This is a genomic window from Pseudomonas sp. FG86 (assembly GCF_057808775.1).
Genome location: NZ_JBMDIS010000022.1, coordinates 59,141 through 79,833, shown reverse-complemented (window position 1 = coordinate 79,833; position 20,693 = coordinate 59,141). Strand labels below are relative to the sequence as shown.

Below are 20,693 nucleotides of genomic sequence, written 5' to 3'. Positions count from 1 at the left end.
CGATAGATTCATTTCTATGGATCTATCGGCAGACGTCCATAATAATAAATTTCATAGTTAGACTTGCTCAGTAAATAAGCGGTAGCCTCAAGGGCTGCGAGCACCGGTCTAAAAGGAGAAGGGGTAATGGCGAAGTACCAGTGTCCAGATTGTCAGTATATCTATGATGAATGCAAGGGGGAGCCGCACGAGGGTTTTCAGCCTAATACTAATTGGGGTGAAATCCCTGAAGAGTGGGCCTGCCCTGACTGCGCTGTTCGAGACAAAATTGACTTTAAGATGCTCGCGGATCCACGGTGCGAAATCACACAATTAAAGCAAAACGATCCCGTCATTAAGCAAGATAATAATATTATCGAAGACACGTTATCCGAGCCTTCAATATTGAGTGCAGAGCTAGAGTTTACAGCGGAAAAAATCAGTATAACTGATGAGTGTGAAAATACGCCTGATAATAAAGTTGAGCGACGAAGTCAATCACAAGCTGTGCGTAGGTCTTCCGTAAAGAAGATAAAAAATAACGAGCGTTAACGTACTGTAGAGTACGCAACTCATTAACACGGTAATAGATATGGCTAGGTATCAGTGTCCAGATTGTCAATATGTTTATGATGAAAGTAAGGGGGAAGAGCATGAAGGGTTTGCCCCAAATACTCCTTGGATCGTCATTCCTGAGGATTGGTGTTGTCCCGACTGTGCCGTTCGAGACAAGCTAGATTTCGTATTGATTGAGGGAAGTACAGGCGAGAAAAATATCAGTTCAAACAACACTCTTTCAGTTTCGGCAAAAGTGAGCAGCTCTGATGTAAACACTGAAATATCAAATACGACGATGGGTGCAGAGATAGCGCTTGACGTTGCAACTGAAGGACAGCATCTGAACGGGCATAAGCCGCGGGTAACTAATTCGCAGAGCGGAGCAGCATTCCTTAAATGGATTTGTATTACTTGCGGCCATATATATGACGAGGCGTTGGGTGACGAGGTCGAGGGCTTTGCTCCAGGTACTCGCTTTGAGGATATCCCTAGTGACTGGTGCTGTCCGGATTGTGGAGCCACTAAAGAAGACTATGTACTCTATCAGGAAAAGTTAGGCTAAAAACATTAAGTCATTCAGAATAATACAGGAAAATAATAAAAATGACTATGCACACTAGGCTAGCTGAGTCCAACTCAAGCACTGAAAGCCATTCAGTCATTGACATCTTTAATGCGCAAAAAAAAGCAAGTAGCGCTCGCCGTGGAAAATTTAGTTTAGCAGAGCGTATTGCGGCCCTTAATATACTGAAAGAAATAATTCAGCGTCGTGAGTCAGAAATTATCGCTGCACTTGCGGCAGACTTCCGTAAACCGGCGAGTGAGGTAAAGCTGACAGAAATATTTCCGGTATTGCAAGAAATCAGTCACGCAAAACGGAACCTAAAAACCTGGATGATGCCACGAAGAGTGAAGGCAGCACTCAGTGTACTTGGCACCAAAGCAAGGCTTAGTTTCGAGCCAAAGGGGGTTTGTTTAATCATTGCGCCTTGGAACTATCCCTTCAACCTTAGTTTTGGCCCACTTGTTTCTGCGCTGGCGGCAGGTAATAGCGTTATTATAAAGCCATCTGAGTTGACACCGCACACTGCTTCATTGATCGGCTCTATCATTCGGGAGGCTTTTTCCGTTGATCTAGTCACTGTGGTGGAGGGCGACGCCGCTGTTTCCCAAGAGCTGTTGACTCTACCATTTGACCATATCTTCTTCACAGGGAGTCCACGAGTTGGAAAATTAGTAATGGAAGCAGCGGCGAAAACACTCGCTTCGGTTACGTTGGAGCTAGGCGGAAAATCCCCAACCATTATTGGTCCGACAGCAAATTTAAAAAAAGCTGCGCGTAACATCGTATGGGGCAAATTTTCGAATAATGGACAGACGTGCATTGCACCTGACCATGTATTTGTGCATAGAAGCATAGCCCATGATTTTCATAAAATCATAATGGAAGAAGTGACGCGGGTTTATGGGAAGGATTTTGAGGCGCAGAAGAAATCGCCGGACTATTGCAGAATTGTAAATGATCAGCACCTTAATAGACTTTATGAGCTCATAGGTGACGCAAAATCAAAAGGCGCGAAAATTTTACAAGGGGGCGAGATTGATGCATTGGATAGATTTGTAGCGCCAACTATAATATCCAAAGTCACGCCTGAGATGGACATTTCGCGTGAAGAAATATTTGGCCCATTACTGCCGATTATTGAATACGATGATATAGATCATGTGATTAAGCAGATAAACGATAACGCCAAGCCTCTAGCGCTTTATATTTTCTCTGAAGACAAAGAGTTTGCTCAGGATATTGTGGGTCGCACAAGTTCTGGGTCAGTTGGGATAAATTTAAGCGTTGTCCAATTTTTGCATCCCAATCTTCCATTTGGCGGAGTTAATAATAGCGGTATTGGTAGTGCTCATGGGTTTTACGGTTTCCAGGCGTTTTCTCACGAGAAGCCCATTCTGCTGGATAGGTTCTCAATTACACATTTGTTGTTCCCCCCTTACACTGGAAAGGTGAAGCGATTAATTAGCATGACGGTAAGGTATTTGAGCTGAAGTGTTATTGCAATATTTATCTTTTAGGATAACAAAAAATGTATGATTATATAATTGTTGGTGCTGGATCCGCTGGGTGTGTTCTTGCTAATCGCCTTTCAGCCGACCCGTCGAAACGAGTTTGCTTACTTGAGGCCGGGCCGCGAGATACAAATCCGCTAATTCATATGCCGCTAGGTATTGCTTTACTTTCAAATAGTAAAAAACTCAACTGGGCATTTCAAACTGCACCACAACAACACCTCAATGAACGTAGTCTATTTTGGCCCCGAGGGAAGACGCTAGGTGGATCAAGTTCGATCAATGCGATGGTGTATATCCGGGGGCATGAGGAGGATTACCAGGCTTGGGAGCAAGCGGGGGGGGAATATTGGGGATGGAAGCGTGCTTTCGCGTTATTCAAAAAACTTGAGCACAACCAGCGCTTTGATAAGTCAAACTATCATGGGACGGACGGAGAACTGGCCGTTAGTGATTTAAAGGATCTCAACCCGCTTAGCAAATCATTCGTTCAGGCCGGTATGGAGGCTAAAATTAGCTTCAACGGTGATTTTAACGGTGCGCACCAAGAGGGAGTAGGATTTTATCAAGTAACACAAAAGCATGGACAGCGCTGGAGCTCAGCTCGTGCATTCTTACATGATGTGATTGATCGACCTAATCTAGATATAATTACTGAAGCGCATGCTACAAAAGTACTTTTCGAAGATCGTAAGGCAGTAGGGGTGTCTTATATTCAAAAAAATATGCATCAGCAAGTTAAGACTACAGATAGTGGTGAAGTGATTCTTTCTCTTGGTGCGGTTAACACACCTCAACTTCTAATGCTTTCTGGAGTTGGGGCGGCAGCCGAGCTTAAGGAGCATGGAATTGCTCTAGTGCACGACCTTCCTGAAGTTGGAAAAAATCTTCAAGACCATTTAGATATTACTTTAATGTGCGCCGCAAATTCTAGAGCGCCGATAGGTGTGGCATTTTCTTTCATCCCTCGTGGTCTTGTGGGTTTGTTTTCCTATATTTTTAAGCGCAAGGGTTTTCTGACGAGCAATGTGGCTGAGTCAGGTGGTTTTGTGAAAAGCTCCCCTGAGCGTGATCGGCCTAATTTGCAGTTCCATTTTTTGCCAACCTATTTAAAAGATCATGGTCGTAAAATAGCCGTTGGTTATGGATATACGCTACACATATGTGATCTTTTACCTAAAAGCCGAGGTAGGATTGGACTTAAAAGTGCTAATCCTATGGATGATCCACTGATTGACCCCAACTACCTTAGTGATCCTGAAGATATTAAGACTATGATTGCTGGTATAAAGATCGGTCGCGCTATCTTTGATGCCCCATCCATGGCTAAGCATTTTAAACGGGAAATAGTTCCTGGCCCTGCTGTTACTAGCGATGATGAAATAGTTGCAGATATTCGTAGTCGAGCTGAGACGATTTATCATCCGGTAGGTACTTGTAGAATGGGTAAAGATCCAGCGTCAGTCGTTGATCCATGCTTGCAGGTGCGCGGTTTAAGAAACATTAGAGTCGTTGATGCATCAATTATGCCGAATTTAGTCGCAGGGAATACAAACGCTCCGACTATTATGATTGCTGAAAATGCCGCGGAAATAATTATGCGAAAAGTTGATATGACATCATTAGATGCAAGTATTGGTTTTGCTCGCCAAAATTTAGAGCCAGAGCTACTGTAGAATTAGTTTGCACGTAATAGAAAACTAATTTTTGACTAAATTTACTGATTCAATTGAATTTAGTTGTCGATATGGAGCAGCGCTATGATTGGTCAGATGATGCGTCAGCCGTTGATCATAAGTTCACTTATTGATCATGCTGCACGATACCATGGTAATACAGAGGTGGTTTCTGTTGAAACCTCTGGTGAAGTAACAAGAACTTATTGGTCAGGAGTGGCGCTGCGTGCCCGTAAGCTTGCTTCTGCGCTAGGCAAGATGGGGCTCACGCAAAGTGATCATTGTGCAACCATTGCGTGGAATAATGTCCGCCATCTTGAGATTTACTTCGGTGTCTCAGGTGCAGGGATGGTATGTCATACGATAAATCCTAGGCTTTTCATAGAGCAGATTGCCTATGTGATAAATCATGCGGAGGATAAGGTAGTATTTTTTGACGAGACATTCTTGCCGATAATTGCTGGGCTAGATGGGCTATTAACAACAGCCAAAGCCTTTGTCTTGATGGGATGTGCAAATTTAAAGGCATCCGCCAAGATTCCAGGATTACTTGTCTACGAAGATTTGATTGGACAAGGTGATGATGACTATGTGTGGCCCGATGTAGATGAAAAAGAGGCTTCTAGTCTCTGCTATACTTCGGGTACTACGGGTAATCCTAAGGGCGTACTTTATTCACACCGCTCGACAGTTTTACATTCAATGACGACTGCAATGCCTGATACGCTCAATTTGTCTGCGCGAGATACAATTTTGCCAGTTGTTCCGATGTTTCATGTAAATGCGTGGGGGATTCCATACTCCGCTGCAATGGTTGGTGCAAAATTAGTTCTTCCTGGCCCGGCACTTGATGGCGCTAGCTTAGCGAAGCTAATTGATCAGGAATGTGTCAGTATTGCTCTTGGAGTGCCGGTTATTTGGCAGGGGTTGTTAGCCTCTCTAGCGGAAAGTGGTTCGAAAGCAGAAAGCCTTACGCGAACTGTTGTAGGAGGCTCGGCCTGCCCTCCTTCTATGATTAAAGAATTTAACGATCTATATGGTGTCGAAGTTATTCATGCTTGGGGTATGACTGAGCTTTCGCCATTTGGTACGGCAAACACGCCACTCGGGCATCAAGTGAATTTGCCATGGGATGAAAAACTTGCACTGCGCCAAAGCCAGGGACGTCCACCTTATGGTGTCGAACTAAAGATAGTTGATGATGAGGGTGTCACACTATCTGAAGATGGTGTTACCAAAGGCAATCTTATGGTTCGAGGGCATTGGGTTATTAAAGATTATTTTCGTAGCAATATTGGTACAACACTCTCGAATGGATGGTTTTCAACTGGGGATGTGGCCACTATTGATCAGGATGGCTTTATGACAATTTGTGATCGCGCAAAGGATATTATAAAGTCTGGTGGTGAATGGATTAGTACGGTAGAGCTAGAAGGTGTTGCGATTGCGCATCCCGCGATAGTTGATGCTGCAGTCATAGCTGTAAAGCACAAAAAATGGGATGAGCGGCCTCTTCTTGTTGCAGTCAGAGCCCCTAATTCAGTGCTAACGGATGATGAATTGCTTAGTTATTTCGAAGGTAAGGTGGCTAAGTGGCAAATTCCAGACGCCGCTATATTTATTGATGAACTGCCGCGCAATGGGGCTGGTAAGATTCTGAAGAATCGTTTGCGTGAGAAATATGCTGATATTCTTTCGTGTAATGATTCTTCGGCACTTGAGTAACGCTTTTGGTACGGACTTTGGCTAATTTTTTTCGAAAATCAGCCTCTGTGAAAGGTAGTAACTTGTTTATGAATTCACTTATATAACAAAAAATGGAAGTATAATGAATCCGACTATTGTAAAAAAACTCGCTATGTCGATATTAGCAACTAGTTTTGTGTTGGGTGGGGCCAGTGCGTGGTCAGGTGAAATCTATTCGACTGAAACTGCTGGCTACAATCAGGGCGACTGGGTTGCTAGCTTTAATATGTCTAAAGTTTATGTAGACGAGACGCTAGGCTCCCTAAATGTAGGTGGGGCTACTGTACCCAATGCTGCTGTAAGCATCGGTAATGATACAACAGTTACTTTTGATATTTCCTATTTTATTAGTAACAATGTAGCTCTGGATTTTTTCGTCGGGATTCCAGCTAAAGCTAAGTTTCAAGGTGAAAAATCCATCTCTGCGCTGGGAAGAGTCAGTGAAGTTGATTATGGCCCTGCAATTTTGTCACTTCAGTATCATTTTGATAATTTTGAGCGACTTTATCCATATGTCGGACTAGGTGTCGGTCGAGTGTTTTTCTTCGACAAAACTGATGGTGCCTTGACTTCATTTGATATCAAAGATAAATGGGCGCCTGCTGCTCAGGTCGGCCTTAGATATGATTTTGGTAACTCATGGATGTTAAATTCAGATGTGCGCTATATTCCTTTCAAAACAGATATTTCTGGTACACTTGGGGCTGCACCTGTTTCTACCAAGATTGAGATTGATCCTTTCATTCTGAGTCTTGGAGCATCATATAAGTTCTGAGGTATTATAATTTCGCTCGTTTAACAGCGCTCTTCTAGATTGTAGAAAGAGTGCTGTTTTATATCTTGCCTAAGAATAAATATATTTCAATATTGGTTGAGATATAATATTCCATTCATGGTGCTAAGGGGTGGTATGAATATCAACTGTTCGCTGCGCTGTCGATTTTTTTTGATTCTTATTATGGCAGGATTTTCTTTTTTTGTTGCGCTGTTCGGGATGCGCTTAATGCATAAGTTGACAGAGTTTTCTTATTATGAAAGGGAGCATGTTGTTGCCTTGAGCAATGTACACTATGAACTGCAGAAAAAAGAAATAAATATAAATGTAAATTTTATAGTAGAGCAGGTGCAGAGGGCGCGTAGACAAACTACGTCTGTAAACAGTTTGTGGGATGGCGATAAAGCTCTTTTAAGATTATTGGGGAAGGGATTGATTCTTGAGCTATCTGATGCTTCAGAAATAAAGCTTGGGCAGCTCGTGAGGTATGCAAGTAGCATTTCTAAAGATGGATTAAACTCTGAGAGCGTTGAGGAAATGAAACGGCTTGTAAGTTGGTCGTACACTAACTCTGATCGCTTTGGGATGGAACTTGCTGATATTTCCAAGCGTGTTAAAAGCTATGTGTATTTTCTTGTTGTGGCAATTAATTGTATCTTCTTTTTTGTTATTTTGCTTCTTATGAAAAAGACTCGCAATTCAATAGATGAGATAGTTCATGTTATGGATGGTATGTCAAAAGGTGATCTTACATACCGCACTATACCGAGCAATGATGAAGTGGGTAAAATGCAGTCATCAATCATGGCGATGGCTGCTGGGGTGTGTGCCTTGATTGAATCGATAAAACACGTACAAGGTGATTTGTTTAATTCAGCAGTCGAGGCTTTAAGTATTTCACAAAGCACGTCAAGTGATATATGTGATCAGGCAGGTAAAATTGATGAATTTGTCAGTGCGCTATCACAGATTTCTTTCGCTATAACTGAAACTTCAAATGCGGCAAGTAAGTCTGAAGTAATATCATCTGAGGGGCGGCAGTTGGCGGTTCATGGTCAAAAAGCTATTGACACAGCCGTATCATCTATAAATGCTTTGTCGCAACGGGTTAATGATTCATACGTGGCTATTAAATGCATTGAAACTGATATTTCAAAAATAGGTACAATTATTGAAATTATTGATCTAATCACCGATCAAACAAATCTGCTGGCTTTGAATGCCGCAATTGAGGCCGCGCATGCAGGCGAGGCCGGGAAAGGATTTGCTGTTGTTGCTGATGAAGTTCGAAGCTTAGCTCAACGTACAAATAATTCCACGTATGAAATTCAGGCGATGATTGCTTCTTTAAATAAAAGTATATGTGTTGCTCTTGATGTCATGGGCGACTGTGTCTTTGTGTCAAAAAATAGCGTTATTGCAGCTGGCGAAGCTAGTAGATCAATTGAGGATATTGTAAATTCAGTATCCCAAGTCATGTTGCAGATTACACAAGTTGCAACTGCTTCAGAAGAGCAGAGCGCAGTTGTTGAAGATATGCTAAATAATGCGAATGTTATTAGAGAAATCGCGGCAGGAGTTGAGTTGGGTAGTGAGAGGATTTCGGAGGTAAATCAATATTTAGTTAAGTTGGCTGGTAATTTGGGGGGGGCGGTAGAGGTATTTAAGTTACATTAATTTTTGGCGACTCTGTAATTCTGGGCGGGGACAGCCTTTTTAAGGCCTGCTGAACTCAGCACCATAAGTGCAACGCTCGAGGGTGTGCAGAATTTTGTGTGTCCAGGGTTGGGGGGTTACTACTGCGGCAGTCTGTTGTCGCAAAAAGTCAAAAAATGGTCGTAATAAGCCAATAAAGCTCCTACCACAACCACTGAGAATTCCACTGTTCTCCTCGCCACCAATCGAGGCCCGCACAGATGGAATTCGACTACATTATCGTCGGCGCCGGCTCTGCCGGCTGCGTCTTGGCCAACCGACTGAGCGCCAACCCGGACACTCGCGTCTGCCTGCTGGAGGCTGGACCAAAAGATACCTCCCCGCTGATCCACATTCCTGTGGGCGTCGCCGCGACCCTACCAACCCGTCACAGGAGGCACAATGTCATCGATTGAGACCCAATTCCTTTCTCTGACGGAACATCATGCCCGATATGATGCGATCGACCCTGCCTCAGCGTTGAGAGACAGTGCGTCGGGCAAGGTTATATTCATCACCGGCGCACCACGGGGAATCGGCCAGGCCACCGCTGTAGCATCCCTGTGATTGGTAAAATTGATCGACCCGGGGCGCTCTCGGCTACGGTGTTCGGTGACCGGGTGCTGGCGCAAGCCACCTGACGCGAGCGCTGAACTCACCGGCCGCACCTGAAACGTTTCCGGGTAATTGACCGGGCCAACCGTCACGTCAACGCAGATTGCGACGGAACGATATGAGCCCAAGTTTATTCATCAGTCTTCAAAAAGGGTAAGTCGATAATGAAATCACATGCAGCAGAGATGGCACCAGTCCCTGCCATTCCCCATCGGCCCGGCCGCCATTGCGGGAGTTCGGCCATCCGGGACTTGCTCGAGTTCCATGGCACGACACTGACCGAGGCCATGTGTTTTGGGCTGGGCTCGGGGCTAGGGATCACGTATCTGACGCTGCCCGATGCGCCGGTACCCTTTCTGGTCCATGTGCGCTCGCTCGGATACGAGGAGCGGGTATTCCAGGCGCTTGACGTACCGTTCGCCTGGACAAGTTACGGCTCGGTCGAGGAGGGCGCGCAGGCGCTGGATGGCCTGCTCGACCAGGGGCGCCCGGCCCTGCTGCTGACCGATATTTTTCACCTGCCGTACTTTGCCAGCCGCACGCATTTTCCCGGCCATGCCATCATGGCCTGGCAGCGCCAGCCGGCGGATGGCTGCATTCTGGTGACGGATACCGAGCGCCCTGCGCCCATCTCGGTGGCACGTGCAGCCTTGGCCCGTGCCCGCTTCGCGGAGCTGCCTCCCTTTTTTCATGCCGGTAACCTGTTCGCTCCTCCCGCCATTCATACCCGGCTTTCGGTCGAGCGGGTGGCGGCAGCCATACGCCACAACGCACGTTTGCTGCTGGAGGGCGGACCCTATACCGGCGTGGCCGCGCTCGATACCTGGCAGGCCGATCTTGGCCGCTGGGAACGCGAGGGCGACTGGCGCTGGACGACGCGTTTTGCTTATCAAATCATCGAACGGCGCGGCACGGGCGGCGGCGGTTTTCGCAAGATGTACGCAGAATTTCTGGAGGAAGCCGCATCGGCTGATCCACGCATCAGCGAGCTGCAGCTGCCGCAGCTGATGACAGGTTGTGCCAGATGCTGGACAGCGCTGGCGCTAGCGCTGAAAGCAGGCTCCGAGAGCGAATGCTTCCCTACGGAGCTACTCGCAGATGCCCTGCAAGCCGTACGGGTGGCGGAGCTTCGTTATGTCGACGCTGCTCTGACGTATTGAGTGAACGCAGTTGCAGTGCACATAGAGGAGTAGGCATGTCCCATATGAAGCCGGAACTGGACCAAGCTGCCATGGCCAAAGCATTTTTCGGCAGCCAGCATCCGCTGTTCAACGCCTTCGGCATCGACGTGGTGGCGGTGGTCGACGCCAGGGCAGAGATGACGATGCCGTTTTCCGAGACTCTGGCCGACGGCCATAGAGCGTTGCATCGGGGCACGCTGGTGACCCTGCTCGACACGACGTGCGGACTGGCCATTTTCTCCGCGCTCCGCTCGCTCCGGCCTATCGCCACCATCGACCTGCGCGTCGATTACCTGCGTGCCATTCCGGCGGGCAGCGGCCTGCGCGCGGTGGTCGAATGCATCGGCTGGACAGACAGCGTGGCCTTTGTCTCCGGCCGAGGTTATGCGGTGGGTGACAAGATGCCGCTTGCCACGGTTACCGGATCCTTTGCCATCGATACCTTGGGGCCGGCTTTCGATACGACGGATAGGAGTGCGGCATGACGGGGTTGGTTCGACCAATACCGGATTGTACCGAGGCGGCAATGGTCCTGGTGCCGGCGGTGCCCTTCCATCGGTTTCTGGGGATGCGGGAGGAGGTAGTGGAGGGCGAGACACGCTACCTCATGGATTTTTGCGAAAATCATGTCGGCAATCCCCTGATCCGGACCTTCCATGGTGGTGTTCTTGCCAGCTTTGGCGAAGTGGTCGCGGCTACTCATCTTGCACGTTCCCTGGCGAGGGTCGAGTTACCTGCCTGCTCCACGCTTATATTCCGTCGCCGTCCTGCTTTGGAGGCAGATGTTGGTGCTGCGGATGATGACGACTTACGTGAGCGCTTGGCGCTGGAAATGATTTATCGCGATCGGGTCGAGTTCGCTGTAGGTCATGGCGTTGCAGTGCATGCGGTGGCTGGCCCAGACGTGGCAAGGGCCGTAGAGCTGCGCACCGCGGTGATGCCGCAATACGAAGTGCCGGTCACCGAGACGCCGGGGTTGAATTCGCAGGACCGGCCGGCGATGCGCAGGCTGGTCGACGAAGGTTTGCTGGATATGAAATATCTGGCGGAGCTGAAGAAGGAAGAGCTTGTTGTCGCGCTCGGGATACTGACCGAGGACTATGCATCCTGGATCGAAGATCAGCACGCACGTGTCGAGAGCGATGCCGCTGGCTACGTACAGCAGGCCGATGAAGCGCTGGGGCACTGCGAGTCGATTCTGGTTCGTCTGCGCGAGGGGGTGAGTCTGCTGGCGACAGACGATAATGCCCTGGCAGCATTTCGTTTCGCAAACCGAGCGATGGCAATTCAGCGGGTACACAGCGCTTTCGCCTTGCAACGCCGTCGCGGGCGCACTGTCGAGCTAACGGAGTTCGATATTCCCAAGAACCGCTCCTGGCGTCCCTTCCAGTTGGCCTTCCTGCTGTTGTCCGTGCCTGGGCTGACCGATCCGAAACATACCGACCGGACTCAGCCTCTGCAGGCCTATGCGGATCTGCTCTGGTTCCCCACTGGTGGTGGCAAGACCGAGGCATACCTGGGTGTCGCTGCATTCACCATGGCGATTCGCCGCCTGCAAGGAAATCTGGGTGGCTACGACTCATCCCGCGGACTAGCCGTGATCATGCGGTACACCCTACGTTTGCTGACCTTGCAACAGTTCCAGCGTGCCACTGCCTTGATCTGTGCGATGGAACATATTCGCCGGGAAGCGCTTGCAGCAGGCGACAAGTACTTAGGTGAGAGCGCGTTCACTATCGGCCTTTGGGTTGGTAACAAGGTGACCCCGGGTACCACTGAGGATAGTCACAAGTTCATTGAGGCCATTCGTACCCCAGGGAGAAACCCGACCGGAATGGCTTCGCCGGCACAGCTGACAGGCTGCCCGTGGTGCGGAGCGGAGATCGACCCGAAGAGAGATATTGAGGTCGATAAGATCGCCGGGCGTACGACGATTTATTGCGGCGACAAGCTAAGTGCCTGTGACTTCTCTCGTGGTCGTTCGAGCAAGCAGGCACACCCAGGTTTGCCTGTGATGGTCGTGGATGAGGAGATGTATCACCGCCCACCGTCGATGATGATCGCTACGGTGGACAAGTTCGCGATGATGGCCTGGCGCGGTTCGATAAGGAACCTGTTCGGCCGGGTATCGAAGGAGTGTTCCAGGCACGGATTGCTCTGGCCTGGTTCGGAGTGCAACACCGGTCACAGGGCCGTCGCGGGTAGGGTGGCTGCGACGGTTATCATAGCGTGTGCTGTTTTCGTTGGGTTAGACGACATCTTCCAGGCCATCCAGCGTCCAATTCGCCATTTCCGGAGAGATGATTCCTCCTTGTGGGGTTGGCCCAACCCTGTGCAAGTTCGGCTGCAGTCGGTCCTGGTGCTTGGAGAGATCGACAAAAAGAAAGGGCAGTATCATCAATCCTCATGGCTGCTTCCTGCGTCATGACTGCTGCGGACTCGCATATCAAACACTGTCTGAGCATGGTTCATTCTCCAGATGAGTGAATGCGGCCACGCCCTGGCAGGCCGCTTATGAAGGTTTATGAGGTCACCGCTGCGACGCGGAATCTGACGTGGGGGGATTTGAGCGGAGCGTGTGCAGTAGCTTGAGCAGGCGGTTCAAGATCCAACACGCCAGGACTACGGCGATCAGCAACGGCGGAAAACGCAGCATCAGCAGAATGCTCAGCACCAGAACTCCAGCCGCAGCCAGTGCGCCGATGAAGATGAACAGGCACAGCAGAAATCGAAGCAAGGTCATGACGGCTCTCCGAAAGAGCCCGACTGGCCGATAGGCTCAATCGGGGGTAGTGCTCAGTTGGTTGATGAGGCGAGCACTTCCAGTTTGCCCGCAAGCGACTTGGTAGCTGGTTGCAGCACTTCACCCTTGACGTTGGCAGTGGTGGTGTCCGCGCTCGAATAGAACTCTTCGATCACTGCACCGGCATCCTCCACGCTGTCCTCGAATGCCCCGTTGCCAAAGCCACGGTGTGCAGCCTCATCCAGCGCGGATTGATCGAAGCCAGCGTTTTGCCGTTGTGTGTCCAGTTCGTTGGCAGTTAGCAGCGCCTCGGACATATCCATGCCGTTACGCACTGTGAGATCTACGTAGAAAATCGGCGTGCCATGGCTTTGTCGGGTGGATTTGCCACGCAGGCGCAACTCCAGCGGTAAGCAGGCCAGTCGATTGCCAGAAATGGCCTGGAAGTAATGCAGGCGAGCAGCCAGGGTGCGGATGCTGTTGAACCCGGTGGTACGGAACACAAAGCTACCCAGTGGGTCGTCATCACCAATGAGCACGTTCAGCCGGCCGTAAGGCTTACAGGCACCGCCTTTGGCCAGTGGGCAAGTATCGGGCGAAGGGCAGGGCAGTGATTGCATGCCGTCCTGGGTAATTCGCTTGCAGGTCTCGCCATTGCCTACGCACAACGGTCGGCCAGACTGCCGATCAAACAGTGTGTAGTCAGCGCGAAAATTCAGCTCAGGTTCGTTGAACAGCAGGCGCACCGGGATGCTGCGCAGTTTGTCTTCCTGGCTTTTGCGTAGCTCGTCATTAAGCGGGTGCAGCAGCCAGCCGTCCTTACCTTGCACCTGTGAGGTGATGGTGAATTGATCATCTTTCTCCGGTAGGCGTTTACCGTTTTTCTCGATGACTTTACCGATAGAAATCCGTCCGAGAACCGGCGGGGTTATAGCGAGACCTTTAAGCATGGTGGTTCTCCTGCAAACGAAAAAGGCCAGCCACGCAGCGCTAACTGCATGTACTGGCCAGGGGGAGGGAATGGTTGAGCGGGGGATTAGCTGATCAGGAAGCGCCGACTGCCTTCCTTGAGTTTGGTGTAACGAACCTGCAGGTAGGGCTTGTCCTTTAGCATGGTTTGAACATCGAGCACGTTGCTGTCTTGAGATTTCTTCCAGCTGATAAATCCGTGGCTGAACTCCGCGCGTGTGGCATCACCCATGGCCTGCTGCAGCATCTGCTTGAGCTGGGCTTCGCGGGTTTCCTTCTCGCTGATGGATTGGCGTACCGCCTTGAGCTCCAGGAAGGCTGCTGCCAAACTGGCACGGCCACTGAAGTCGACGGTCTGGCCGTTGTCTTCCGGATAGAGGCAGCGGAGCGCCATTTCAGCTGATGCTGAGCCATCAGCAGCCGGTGGCGTGTCGGTCTCCACGTAGTGCCAGAACTTGCGTTCCAGTTCGATCAGGCGAGCAATCATCTGCTCGTCACGCTCGATGCGGTGGATCTCCAGCGTCTGGCCGCCCAGCAGTACCGCGACATCCGCTGCCTGCTTGCCGGTGACAGCGAGCTGGTGCATCACCTGCAGCTGCACATACTCGGGTACGCCTTCTTTCCAAAGGCGTGCGCCGTTTATGCCGGCTGTCTTGCATTCGAGAATCTGCACATCGTCAGCACCGATCACCTCGCGGTCGATGTTGGCCAGCATCCAGGGCAGTTGAGGATCAGGGTGTTGCAGCACGGCGTTGATGCGTCGCACCTTGTTCTTCGTACGCTTGCTGTAATGCCAGGCCACGACCGGCTCCAGCACATTGCCCCAGTACATCGGACTTTCTTCATCGTGCGGATCTGCCTTGGGCAATGTGGTGTCACGCCCGGTTTTCTCCATCCATAGTTCGAGCTGCGATTTATAGGGATTTAGGCCAACGGCCGCGCCAGCATCAGAACTGCCAATGCCTTGCTTGCGCACCGCCAACCAATCTTCACGCGGTAGTTCCTTGGTACTGATCAAGCGCAGCGCCGGGCGCGGCTTGCTGGTGCTGCTCAACGGAGTAGCTGTCATTGCGTTCACCTTGCGGAAATAGAAACGCCCGATCAGCAACTAGGCTGATCGGGCGTTATGGGGTGGGTAAGTAAGCGGTCAGGCGACCAGTTGCAGGGCGGTGTCCAGGGCACGTTGCTTGATCTGCGCGCCCTGGCCGAACCAGGCCGAGTCCATGCGGTACTCGTTGCTGCGTGCCCGGCGCTCGTGATCGACAAACTCGGTCACGGAATTGAGCAGGCCCCAGGCGGTGCCGCGTGCCGAGTCGAGCTGACTGCCCCGACCACGACCTTCATACAGCTCCTGGACTTTGCGCAGGGCGCGCTCGTTGGGAAGCACCTCCGGCAGTGCACCGGTCGGATTGGTCTCGCACAGCACGTTCATAAAGAAGCCCAGCGCCTCATGCCACTGCACCTTGCGTTCGGCCAGCGCACGCATGCGGTACATAAAGTCGTCCCATTGCGAGACGGCGATGCCGAGCTGTTTCTTTACCACCGATGAATCGAAGCGGGTGTTGTGCGGCACCTTGATGGCGCGGCTGGTGCCGTCCAGGGCGATGGTCAGGGTGTTATTACACACCACCCGAACCGTGGTGGGCGTTGCGGTGGTGGCCAGGGTGCCGTCGCAGGATGTGGCAAGCAGCAGATAGCCGTTTACCTGGTCATTACCCTTTATTGCAGCACCCTGCCCGGTACGCGCCAGTGCCCAGAATTTGCGCCCGCCTTTCAGTACACCAGCAGTTTCTAGCTCATAGCCGGAGACCTCGGTGAGATCCCGGTAGAACTCCAGCACATCGCGTGGCTGCACTGTGTGATAACGGTTAGAAACCACCGACAGCGGTGCCTTGGTATCCGAGCGGAACAGCACCTTTTGCTCTGGGAACGAGTGGATCGCGCCCAGTGTGCCGATGCTGTCCGATTTGAAATGCACGGGGCTTTCCTGGATCTGCCAGTCCATGCCGGCTTCGCGTTGCCAGACTTCGATGGGTTGTTTTTGCGTGAGCTGATTGCCCAGGCCGTGCCAAGGAGCAGCGCCAGCGTAGGCCATAGTTTCGACGAGATGAGCCATGGTTGAGATTCCTTAGGGTGCAGGCCGGCAAAAAGCGCCGCGCCCAGCGCAGCACCGTCCGGACGATATGGATTGAAATGTGTGGTGCGGCCAGATCAGGCCGGTAGATTGAAGCGGTGACCGCAGAGCAAGCAGAGGTTGTGGGCCAATACGTGGCGGTCAAGCGTATCGCCCAGCTGTGCGCCGAGAGCACAACCACCAACCCCGCCGGCCAGGCCGCCGAGGATGGCACCTGATACATAGCCGAGCGTGATGCCGAAAGGTCCAGCGATAGTGCCAACCAACGCACCAGCTTGGCCTCCGGCCAGTGCAGCGCTGACGCCACGCGCAACACCGCCTACTGTGCCGATGGCCGCGCCAACTTTCATGGCTTGATGGAATGAAGCAACTTTGGGTGAGTGACAGCGAGGGCAGTGCAATGACATGGGTCGAACCTTCTTGGTGGTGATGTCATTGCAGTTATGTGTGGTTGAGATTTTTTTGAATCGAAAACCTCAACAATCGAGCCCTTGTAATCGGGCTATGGTCAGTAATAAGATTCACCAACGCTTGAGTGCGTGTGGTGCCTGAGCAACCACGGCTGAGCAGTTGCCTCCTCAGTTGATCAGCTCAAAGGACCTTGCCCTCTCTCTCCAAATCCCTGCTGACCATGACCTGTTGCCTGAGGCAGCACGGTGCTTTGTTGCCGTGGCTTTATTGGAGAGAGCTATGAATATGCCTGATTTGTTGCGTGCATCGCGTGACGTCCATGTCCTGACTGAGAAGCCGAACACCGAAGACTGGGGTTCTGAGCGCTTCTGGTCCATGCGAATCGAAGGCCTTCATCACGACCACATCCGTGGTGCTGTAGACGAGCTGCGCAGTCGTTGGTCGCGGCCCATTCCCAAGCAGATTGCGCGCTCCGTCAAATCGGTTGCGCTACAGGACGCACTTGCCCGCACCCTCGGTGCGCAGTCCGCTTCGCAGATTATCCATTGAGTGGCCCCATGGGGCCCCTCAATGGAAGTAGAAAAGGTCATTCGCTAAAAGGCGTTGATTGCTTCAATGTGGCATTCCGGCCTCACTGTAGAGTTAACGCCGCTTCCCTTCGCTACACCAGTCTTTCCACTCACCAGGCCAATTGGCTGCCGTTCCACCTTCGGCGTAATGACGCGATTCTGCATCGTGCTCCAGCTTTTCCGCCCAAGTGCCGGTTGCAAAGTACAAATGCCCGTCCAGCTTGCTCCGGTCCATAGCCTTGGGGACTTCGTCCTTATTAAAGAACGGGTAAAGCGGATTGGAGGAAAACTCCTTGTCGCGCTGATCACGAACAACCCAGTCAAAAGCGCCGTTAGCACCTTTCAGGAATATAAGGTTGGCATTTCCTGGAACTGGTAATACGTCCACCCAGCCATCATCGGAGCCTTCAATTTCTTTACGGAACAGCCGGAACAGCTGCAGCTCAAACGCCAGATCTTCTTCGGACATGTTGTAACTGCGCATCACCGGCTTACCCACTGCCGGCTCCATCAGATTGCTGCCCATCATGTTGTACATGCAGCCGATGAACTCACTTACCGCGTTGAGCATCAACATCCGGCCGGTCATATCGAGGTAGTCGAGACCGCAGCCATCCTGCATGTACTCTGCACGCATGAGGATTTTGTCCTCATGCTGCTCACAAAAAGCGTATCGCTGCTGGTCTGTCCAAAATGTGCGGCCAGCTACTTGGTCAAAATCCAGACGACCGTACGCGCGCGGAGCGAACAGGCAAGAACCCACCCCGGTAAAGATCCGCTTGGGCAGTGCCAGACCGGAGTTGAACAACCGATCGGCAACCTGCTGCGCCGCTAGAGCACCAACCATTCTTGGCGAATACGACCACTTAATGAGATCAGTCGGCACCGACATGCCGTGCTCGCACAGAAAGTCGGCAACCCTCTCGCTCTCCGAAGTGCTGGTCCGCGCAAAGACGCAGAATTCGGCTCTGCGATTGAAGGTTAATACAGTGGTCAATGCACTGAACCACCAAGAAGACATGACGCCGATCATGCATGCGCTTATGCCAGACCGATGGAAAGTGTTACGCATGCTGCAGGTAGTAACCAGTGATCTGGCCGTTTCCTCCGAAGACTTTCTCGCCTTCGTCGCTCGCCATGACGCACTTCGAGAGGTGATGTGCGTCGAGGACAACGACGACATGAGTGAGTCGTACATCATGGTCGATCCGTTGGGACGCTTCTTTCAGAACACTGCCGGGCAGAAGGGTTTCCTATCCCGATTTTCCGTCATTGCAGACACCGACATATTTCCGGTAGCCGCAGTCTGAATGTGCTCATTCCGCCAGGTCGTCATCGGACTCTTGCGCTCAACTTAGAAGTGCCTGCTAAGCAGCTCGTTTATAGCCCTCGCTTTGATATGGGAGGTGCTATGCGCGTTAAGCCAGTTGGTGAGCTCGTTTTCGAGAAAGACGGCCATGAACATTTTATTTCAGCTAGCCAACTGTCCCAGGCTGAGCAGAAAAAGGAGGCTGGCGGCATACATGGGGAAAGTGAGGATTGGTCGGTAATCTGAATCGTATTACAAGTAAAAAAACACCGGCGCAAGGCCGGTGGTAAAGTACTGGATTATAAAAAGCTTCGATTTATTTCAATTCGGACTGGTCTGACTTTATCATTCACAATTATTTTTCCTGAGGCTACTAAGCAGTCTAGTGTGGGGTTGAGTTTCGAAACTGCTCGAAACTTTGATGGGCCTTTTCGGAGGATGTCGTTTTTATCAACCCAGTTAAATATATTCGAGTTTTTACAGTTAGATTGAATCCAGGCGAATAAAATTTCTGAATCACTGATGATCTTGGGCATAAATGTAAATTCATTTCGAAAGGTTTTGGAGCATTCGAGAACAATTTTTTCTGCCGCTTGAAGCTCTTCTAGGGTGATAAGCCCTTCGCCGAATTCGAAGTAACGTAAAAGTGCAGCTACGCGAGCAATATTCTCGCTAAGCTTAGATGCATGATCCTTAGATCTTTCATAAGTGCCACCTACTTGCAGTTCTGACTCTATCTTGTTGTATGATTCAGTCCAGTACGCAGCTGCACTAGTTGATAAGCTTATAGTTTTCTTTTCTTCGGAAGTATTGCGTAGGCGGTGCATGCATTTTTCAAGCAGGTTGTGCACCCGCTCGTTATATTTTGCGATAACTGCGTTATTGATGGTTTTGTTCTTTATGAAGCGCGTCCCCTGAGTCGATTCTGGATGAAAAACTAAGGCGCGAGATAGTAATCCAACAGAGCGAGCAAGATCCCCCTTGCCCTCTAGATACTCTTTTAGTACTTCGAGCTGAATCATAATCCCTAAAGTCAATCGTGCATCATGTAGTGAACAGCCTTCTACTGTTGCTCGTGATACGTCTATAGTGCTTCCGGTCCATAATGCATTAATCTTGCCGAAGTCATTGAATACGCCTTTTAAAACCGAAATCCCTTCGCTAGACATCAGGGCTGCCCAAGGCATGTCAAGTCGCATGCCCTTTATAAGGGCTGCTGTAGTGGCGTCTTCGTAAAACGGGTTGAATGCCCGTGGTCGTTCAGGTTTCAGTTCTTGATGGCTTAGTAGCTCACTTTCATGTAATTGGTATTCTGGTTCAGTTTGAGGCGTGTTACTCATGTCTTTGATGATTTTCCGCTTTCGCGCCTCCCAAACTTCCAATTTAATACTCCAGGCGAGTAGTTCTTTCTGGTGTGTGATTAATGCATTCTTTACATATTCTCGAATATACCCTAGAAACATACTCTCGATTGTTGACTTTCTCTCGCCAGAGCTTGCAATGCTAATGATCAAAAGTGAAACTGGTCCGATCATATTCCCTGGTCGTTTTACATCTATTAATGGCTGGCATAGCATTGAAATTGTTGAAAGGGCCGAAGCTAGGGCTAGCTCAAGCGGAGCTTGTGTTGTTTCGGCTACTTCAAAAATAAATTCTTTCAGTAGGGGGAACTTATCAAGTGCTGAGAGGATTGTTTTATTTGTGGTTTCTTGGTTCATATCTGTGTCTCTATAAGGTTCTATTTGCGGTGTTTTTCAAAGCTTCATGTATTGAATTTATTGATAGTCAGTCGCGACTGTCGAGCCATGCCATGATTGATTCCAATCGCCAGCCGACTGCTCCTCCACTGCTTCGCCCGGATAGCCGAACTTGTTTTGGAAAGGATGGGTCATGCCGTGGTGAGCTTGGGTTTAGCCAGTCGTAAATGCAGGAGCGAGAGATCGATAGCATCTCAGTAAGTTGGCTTAATCGAATTATTTTAGATTTTGATAGTTCCTCTTTATGCGTTTTTGTTTGATTTAGGTGCTGCTCGGATAACGAGTTGTGCGTGTTTGTATAACGCTCACCTTGATGAAGGGTGCTTTTATGCTTTTTAACTGCCATTGCCTCTAATGCGTGTTTGTCAGCCATTTTTTTGCCTCCGATTTGGTGAGGCGATGCTATGCCTGTGCTGGACCCAGTTCACGGTTTCTGCTTAGCGGTTTTTTTTTACCTGCAAGCTGTTTTGTTGATTAATTTTCCTGTGTGTGATGAGGGC

The 20,693-nt window shown here is 50.2% G+C and carries 20 protein-coding genes and 1 pseudogene; 13 read left to right on the top strand and 8 right to left on the bottom strand.

The window, feature by feature from the left end; all coding sequences use genetic code 11:
• Nucleotides 1-126: 126 nt before the first annotated feature.
• The 11 genes and pseudogenes from ACODSV_RS16480 (at nucleotide 127) to ACODSV_RS16430 (ending at nucleotide 12,729) form a co-directional block, all read left to right on the top strand.
• Nucleotides 127-531, top strand: a complete 405-nt coding sequence (locus ACODSV_RS16480; RefSeq protein ID WP_126588970.1) for a rubredoxin — start codon at nucleotides 127-129, stop codon at nucleotides 529-531.
• A 40-nt stretch (nucleotides 532-571) separates the two neighbouring features.
• The gene (locus ACODSV_RS16475) at nucleotides 572-1,099 is read left to right on the top strand and encodes a rubredoxin (protein ID WP_126588969.1); all 528 of its coding nucleotides are present in this window, start codon (nucleotides 572-574) and stop codon (nucleotides 1,097-1,099) included.
• Nucleotides 1,100-1,140: 41 nt separating this feature from the next.
• The gene (locus ACODSV_RS16470; protein ID WP_022963143.1) at nucleotides 1,141-2,592 is read left to right on the top strand and encodes an aldehyde dehydrogenase family protein; all 1,452 of its coding nucleotides are present in this window, start codon (nucleotides 1,141-1,143) and stop codon (nucleotides 2,590-2,592) included.
• A 38-nt stretch (nucleotides 2,593-2,630) separates the two neighbouring features.
• Nucleotides 2,631-4,289, top strand: a complete 1,659-nt coding sequence (locus ACODSV_RS16465; RefSeq protein ID WP_022963142.1) for a GMC family oxidoreductase — start codon at nucleotides 2,631-2,633, stop codon at nucleotides 4,287-4,289.
• A gap of 84 nt (nucleotides 4,290-4,373) precedes the next feature.
• The gene (locus tag ACODSV_RS16460; RefSeq protein WP_126588968.1) at nucleotides 4,374-6,014 is read left to right on the top strand and encodes a long-chain-fatty-acid--CoA ligase; all 1,641 of its coding nucleotides are present in this window, start codon (nucleotides 4,374-4,376) and stop codon (nucleotides 6,012-6,014) included.
• A gap of 103 nt (nucleotides 6,015-6,117) precedes the next feature.
• Complete coding sequence (locus tag ACODSV_RS16455; RefSeq protein WP_022963140.1) at nucleotides 6,118-6,810, top strand: OmpW/AlkL family protein; 693 nt, start codon at nucleotides 6,118-6,120, stop codon at nucleotides 6,808-6,810.
• 117 nt (nucleotides 6,811-6,927) lie between these two features.
• A complete protein-coding gene (locus ACODSV_RS16450; RefSeq protein WP_126588967.1) occupies nucleotides 6,928-8,487 on the top strand; it encodes a methyl-accepting chemotaxis protein in 1,560 nt (519 codons plus the stop codon).
• A gap of 239 nt (nucleotides 8,488-8,726) precedes the next feature.
• Nucleotides 8,727-8,831, top strand: a pseudogene (locus ACODSV_RS16445) (lycopene cyclase family protein); the annotation flags it as partial.
• Between the two features lie 453 nt (nucleotides 8,832-9,284).
• A complete protein-coding gene (locus tag ACODSV_RS16440) occupies nucleotides 9,285-10,280 on the top strand; it encodes a BtrH N-terminal domain-containing protein (protein WP_232925853.1) in 996 nt (331 codons plus the stop codon).
• A 35-nt stretch (nucleotides 10,281-10,315) separates the two neighbouring features.
• Entirely contained in the window at nucleotides 10,316-10,786 is a 471-nt protein-coding gene (locus ACODSV_RS16435; RefSeq protein ID WP_025167099.1) for a PaaI family thioesterase, read from the top strand.
• Complete coding sequence (locus ACODSV_RS16430) at nucleotides 10,783-12,729, top strand: hypothetical protein (RefSeq protein WP_198717401.1); 1,947 nt, start codon at nucleotides 10,783-10,785, stop codon at nucleotides 12,727-12,729. The genes ACODSV_RS16435 and ACODSV_RS16430 overlap by 4 nt, the downstream gene beginning before the upstream one ends.
• Before the next feature lie 102 nt (nucleotides 12,730-12,831).
• Here the strand turns inward: ACODSV_RS16430 and ACODSV_RS16425 are convergent, their stop codons facing one another.
• The 5 genes from ACODSV_RS16425 to ACODSV_RS16405 form a co-directional block, all read right to left on the bottom strand.
• The gene (locus ACODSV_RS16425) at nucleotides 12,832-13,044 is read right to left on the bottom strand and encodes a hypothetical protein (RefSeq protein WP_126588966.1); all 213 of its coding nucleotides are present in this window, start codon (nucleotides 13,042-13,044) and stop codon (nucleotides 12,832-12,834) included.
• 53 nt (nucleotides 13,045-13,097) lie between these two features.
• A complete protein-coding gene (locus tag ACODSV_RS16420; protein WP_126588965.1) occupies nucleotides 13,098-13,994 on the bottom strand; it encodes a recombination directionality factor in 897 nt (298 codons plus the stop codon).
• A gap of 86 nt (nucleotides 13,995-14,080) precedes the next feature.
• Nucleotides 14,081-15,082, bottom strand: coding sequence for a YqaJ viral recombinase family nuclease (locus tag ACODSV_RS16415; protein WP_126588971.1), 1,002 nt, complete (start codon nucleotides 15,080-15,082; stop codon nucleotides 14,081-14,083).
• A 78-nt stretch (nucleotides 15,083-15,160) separates the two neighbouring features.
• Nucleotides 15,161-16,129, bottom strand: coding sequence for a DUF932 domain-containing protein (locus ACODSV_RS16410; RefSeq protein ID WP_126588964.1), 969 nt, complete (start codon nucleotides 16,127-16,129; stop codon nucleotides 15,161-15,163).
• 95 nt (nucleotides 16,130-16,224) lie between these two features.
• On the bottom strand, nucleotides 16,225-16,554 hold the full coding sequence (locus tag ACODSV_RS16405; RefSeq protein ID WP_126588963.1) for a hypothetical protein: 330 nt from the start codon (nucleotides 16,552-16,554) through the stop codon (nucleotides 16,225-16,227).
• 283 nt (nucleotides 16,555-16,837) lie between these two features.
• Between ACODSV_RS16405 and ACODSV_RS16400 the strand changes: the two genes are divergently transcribed.
• On the top strand, nucleotides 16,838-17,107 hold the full coding sequence (locus ACODSV_RS16400) for a hypothetical protein (RefSeq protein WP_126588962.1): 270 nt from the start codon (nucleotides 16,838-16,840) through the stop codon (nucleotides 17,105-17,107).
• 93 nt (nucleotides 17,108-17,200) lie between these two features.
• Here ACODSV_RS16400 and ACODSV_RS16395 read toward each other — a convergent pair whose 3' ends face one another.
• Entirely contained in the window at nucleotides 17,201-18,160 is a 960-nt protein-coding gene (locus ACODSV_RS16395) for a hypothetical protein (RefSeq protein ID WP_126588961.1), read from the bottom strand.
• 37 nt (nucleotides 18,161-18,197) lie between these two features.
• Here ACODSV_RS16395 and ACODSV_RS16390 point away from each other — a divergent pair, with 37 nt between their 5' ends.
• Entirely contained in the window at nucleotides 18,198-18,437 is a 240-nt protein-coding gene (locus ACODSV_RS16390) for a hypothetical protein (protein ID WP_126588960.1), read from the top strand.
• Between the two features lie 298 nt (nucleotides 18,438-18,735).
• On the opposite strand, the gene ACODSV_RS16385 is transcribed toward ACODSV_RS16390, so the two are convergent.
• Entirely contained in the window at nucleotides 18,736-20,154 is a 1,419-nt protein-coding gene (locus tag ACODSV_RS16385) for a YfjI family protein (protein WP_126588959.1), read from the bottom strand.
• Nucleotides 20,155-20,221: 67 nt separating this feature from the next.
• A complete protein-coding gene (locus ACODSV_RS16380) occupies nucleotides 20,222-20,566 on the bottom strand; it encodes a helix-turn-helix transcriptional regulator (protein ID WP_223817932.1) in 345 nt (114 codons plus the stop codon).
• Between the last annotated feature and the right edge of the window lie 127 nt (nucleotides 20,567-20,693).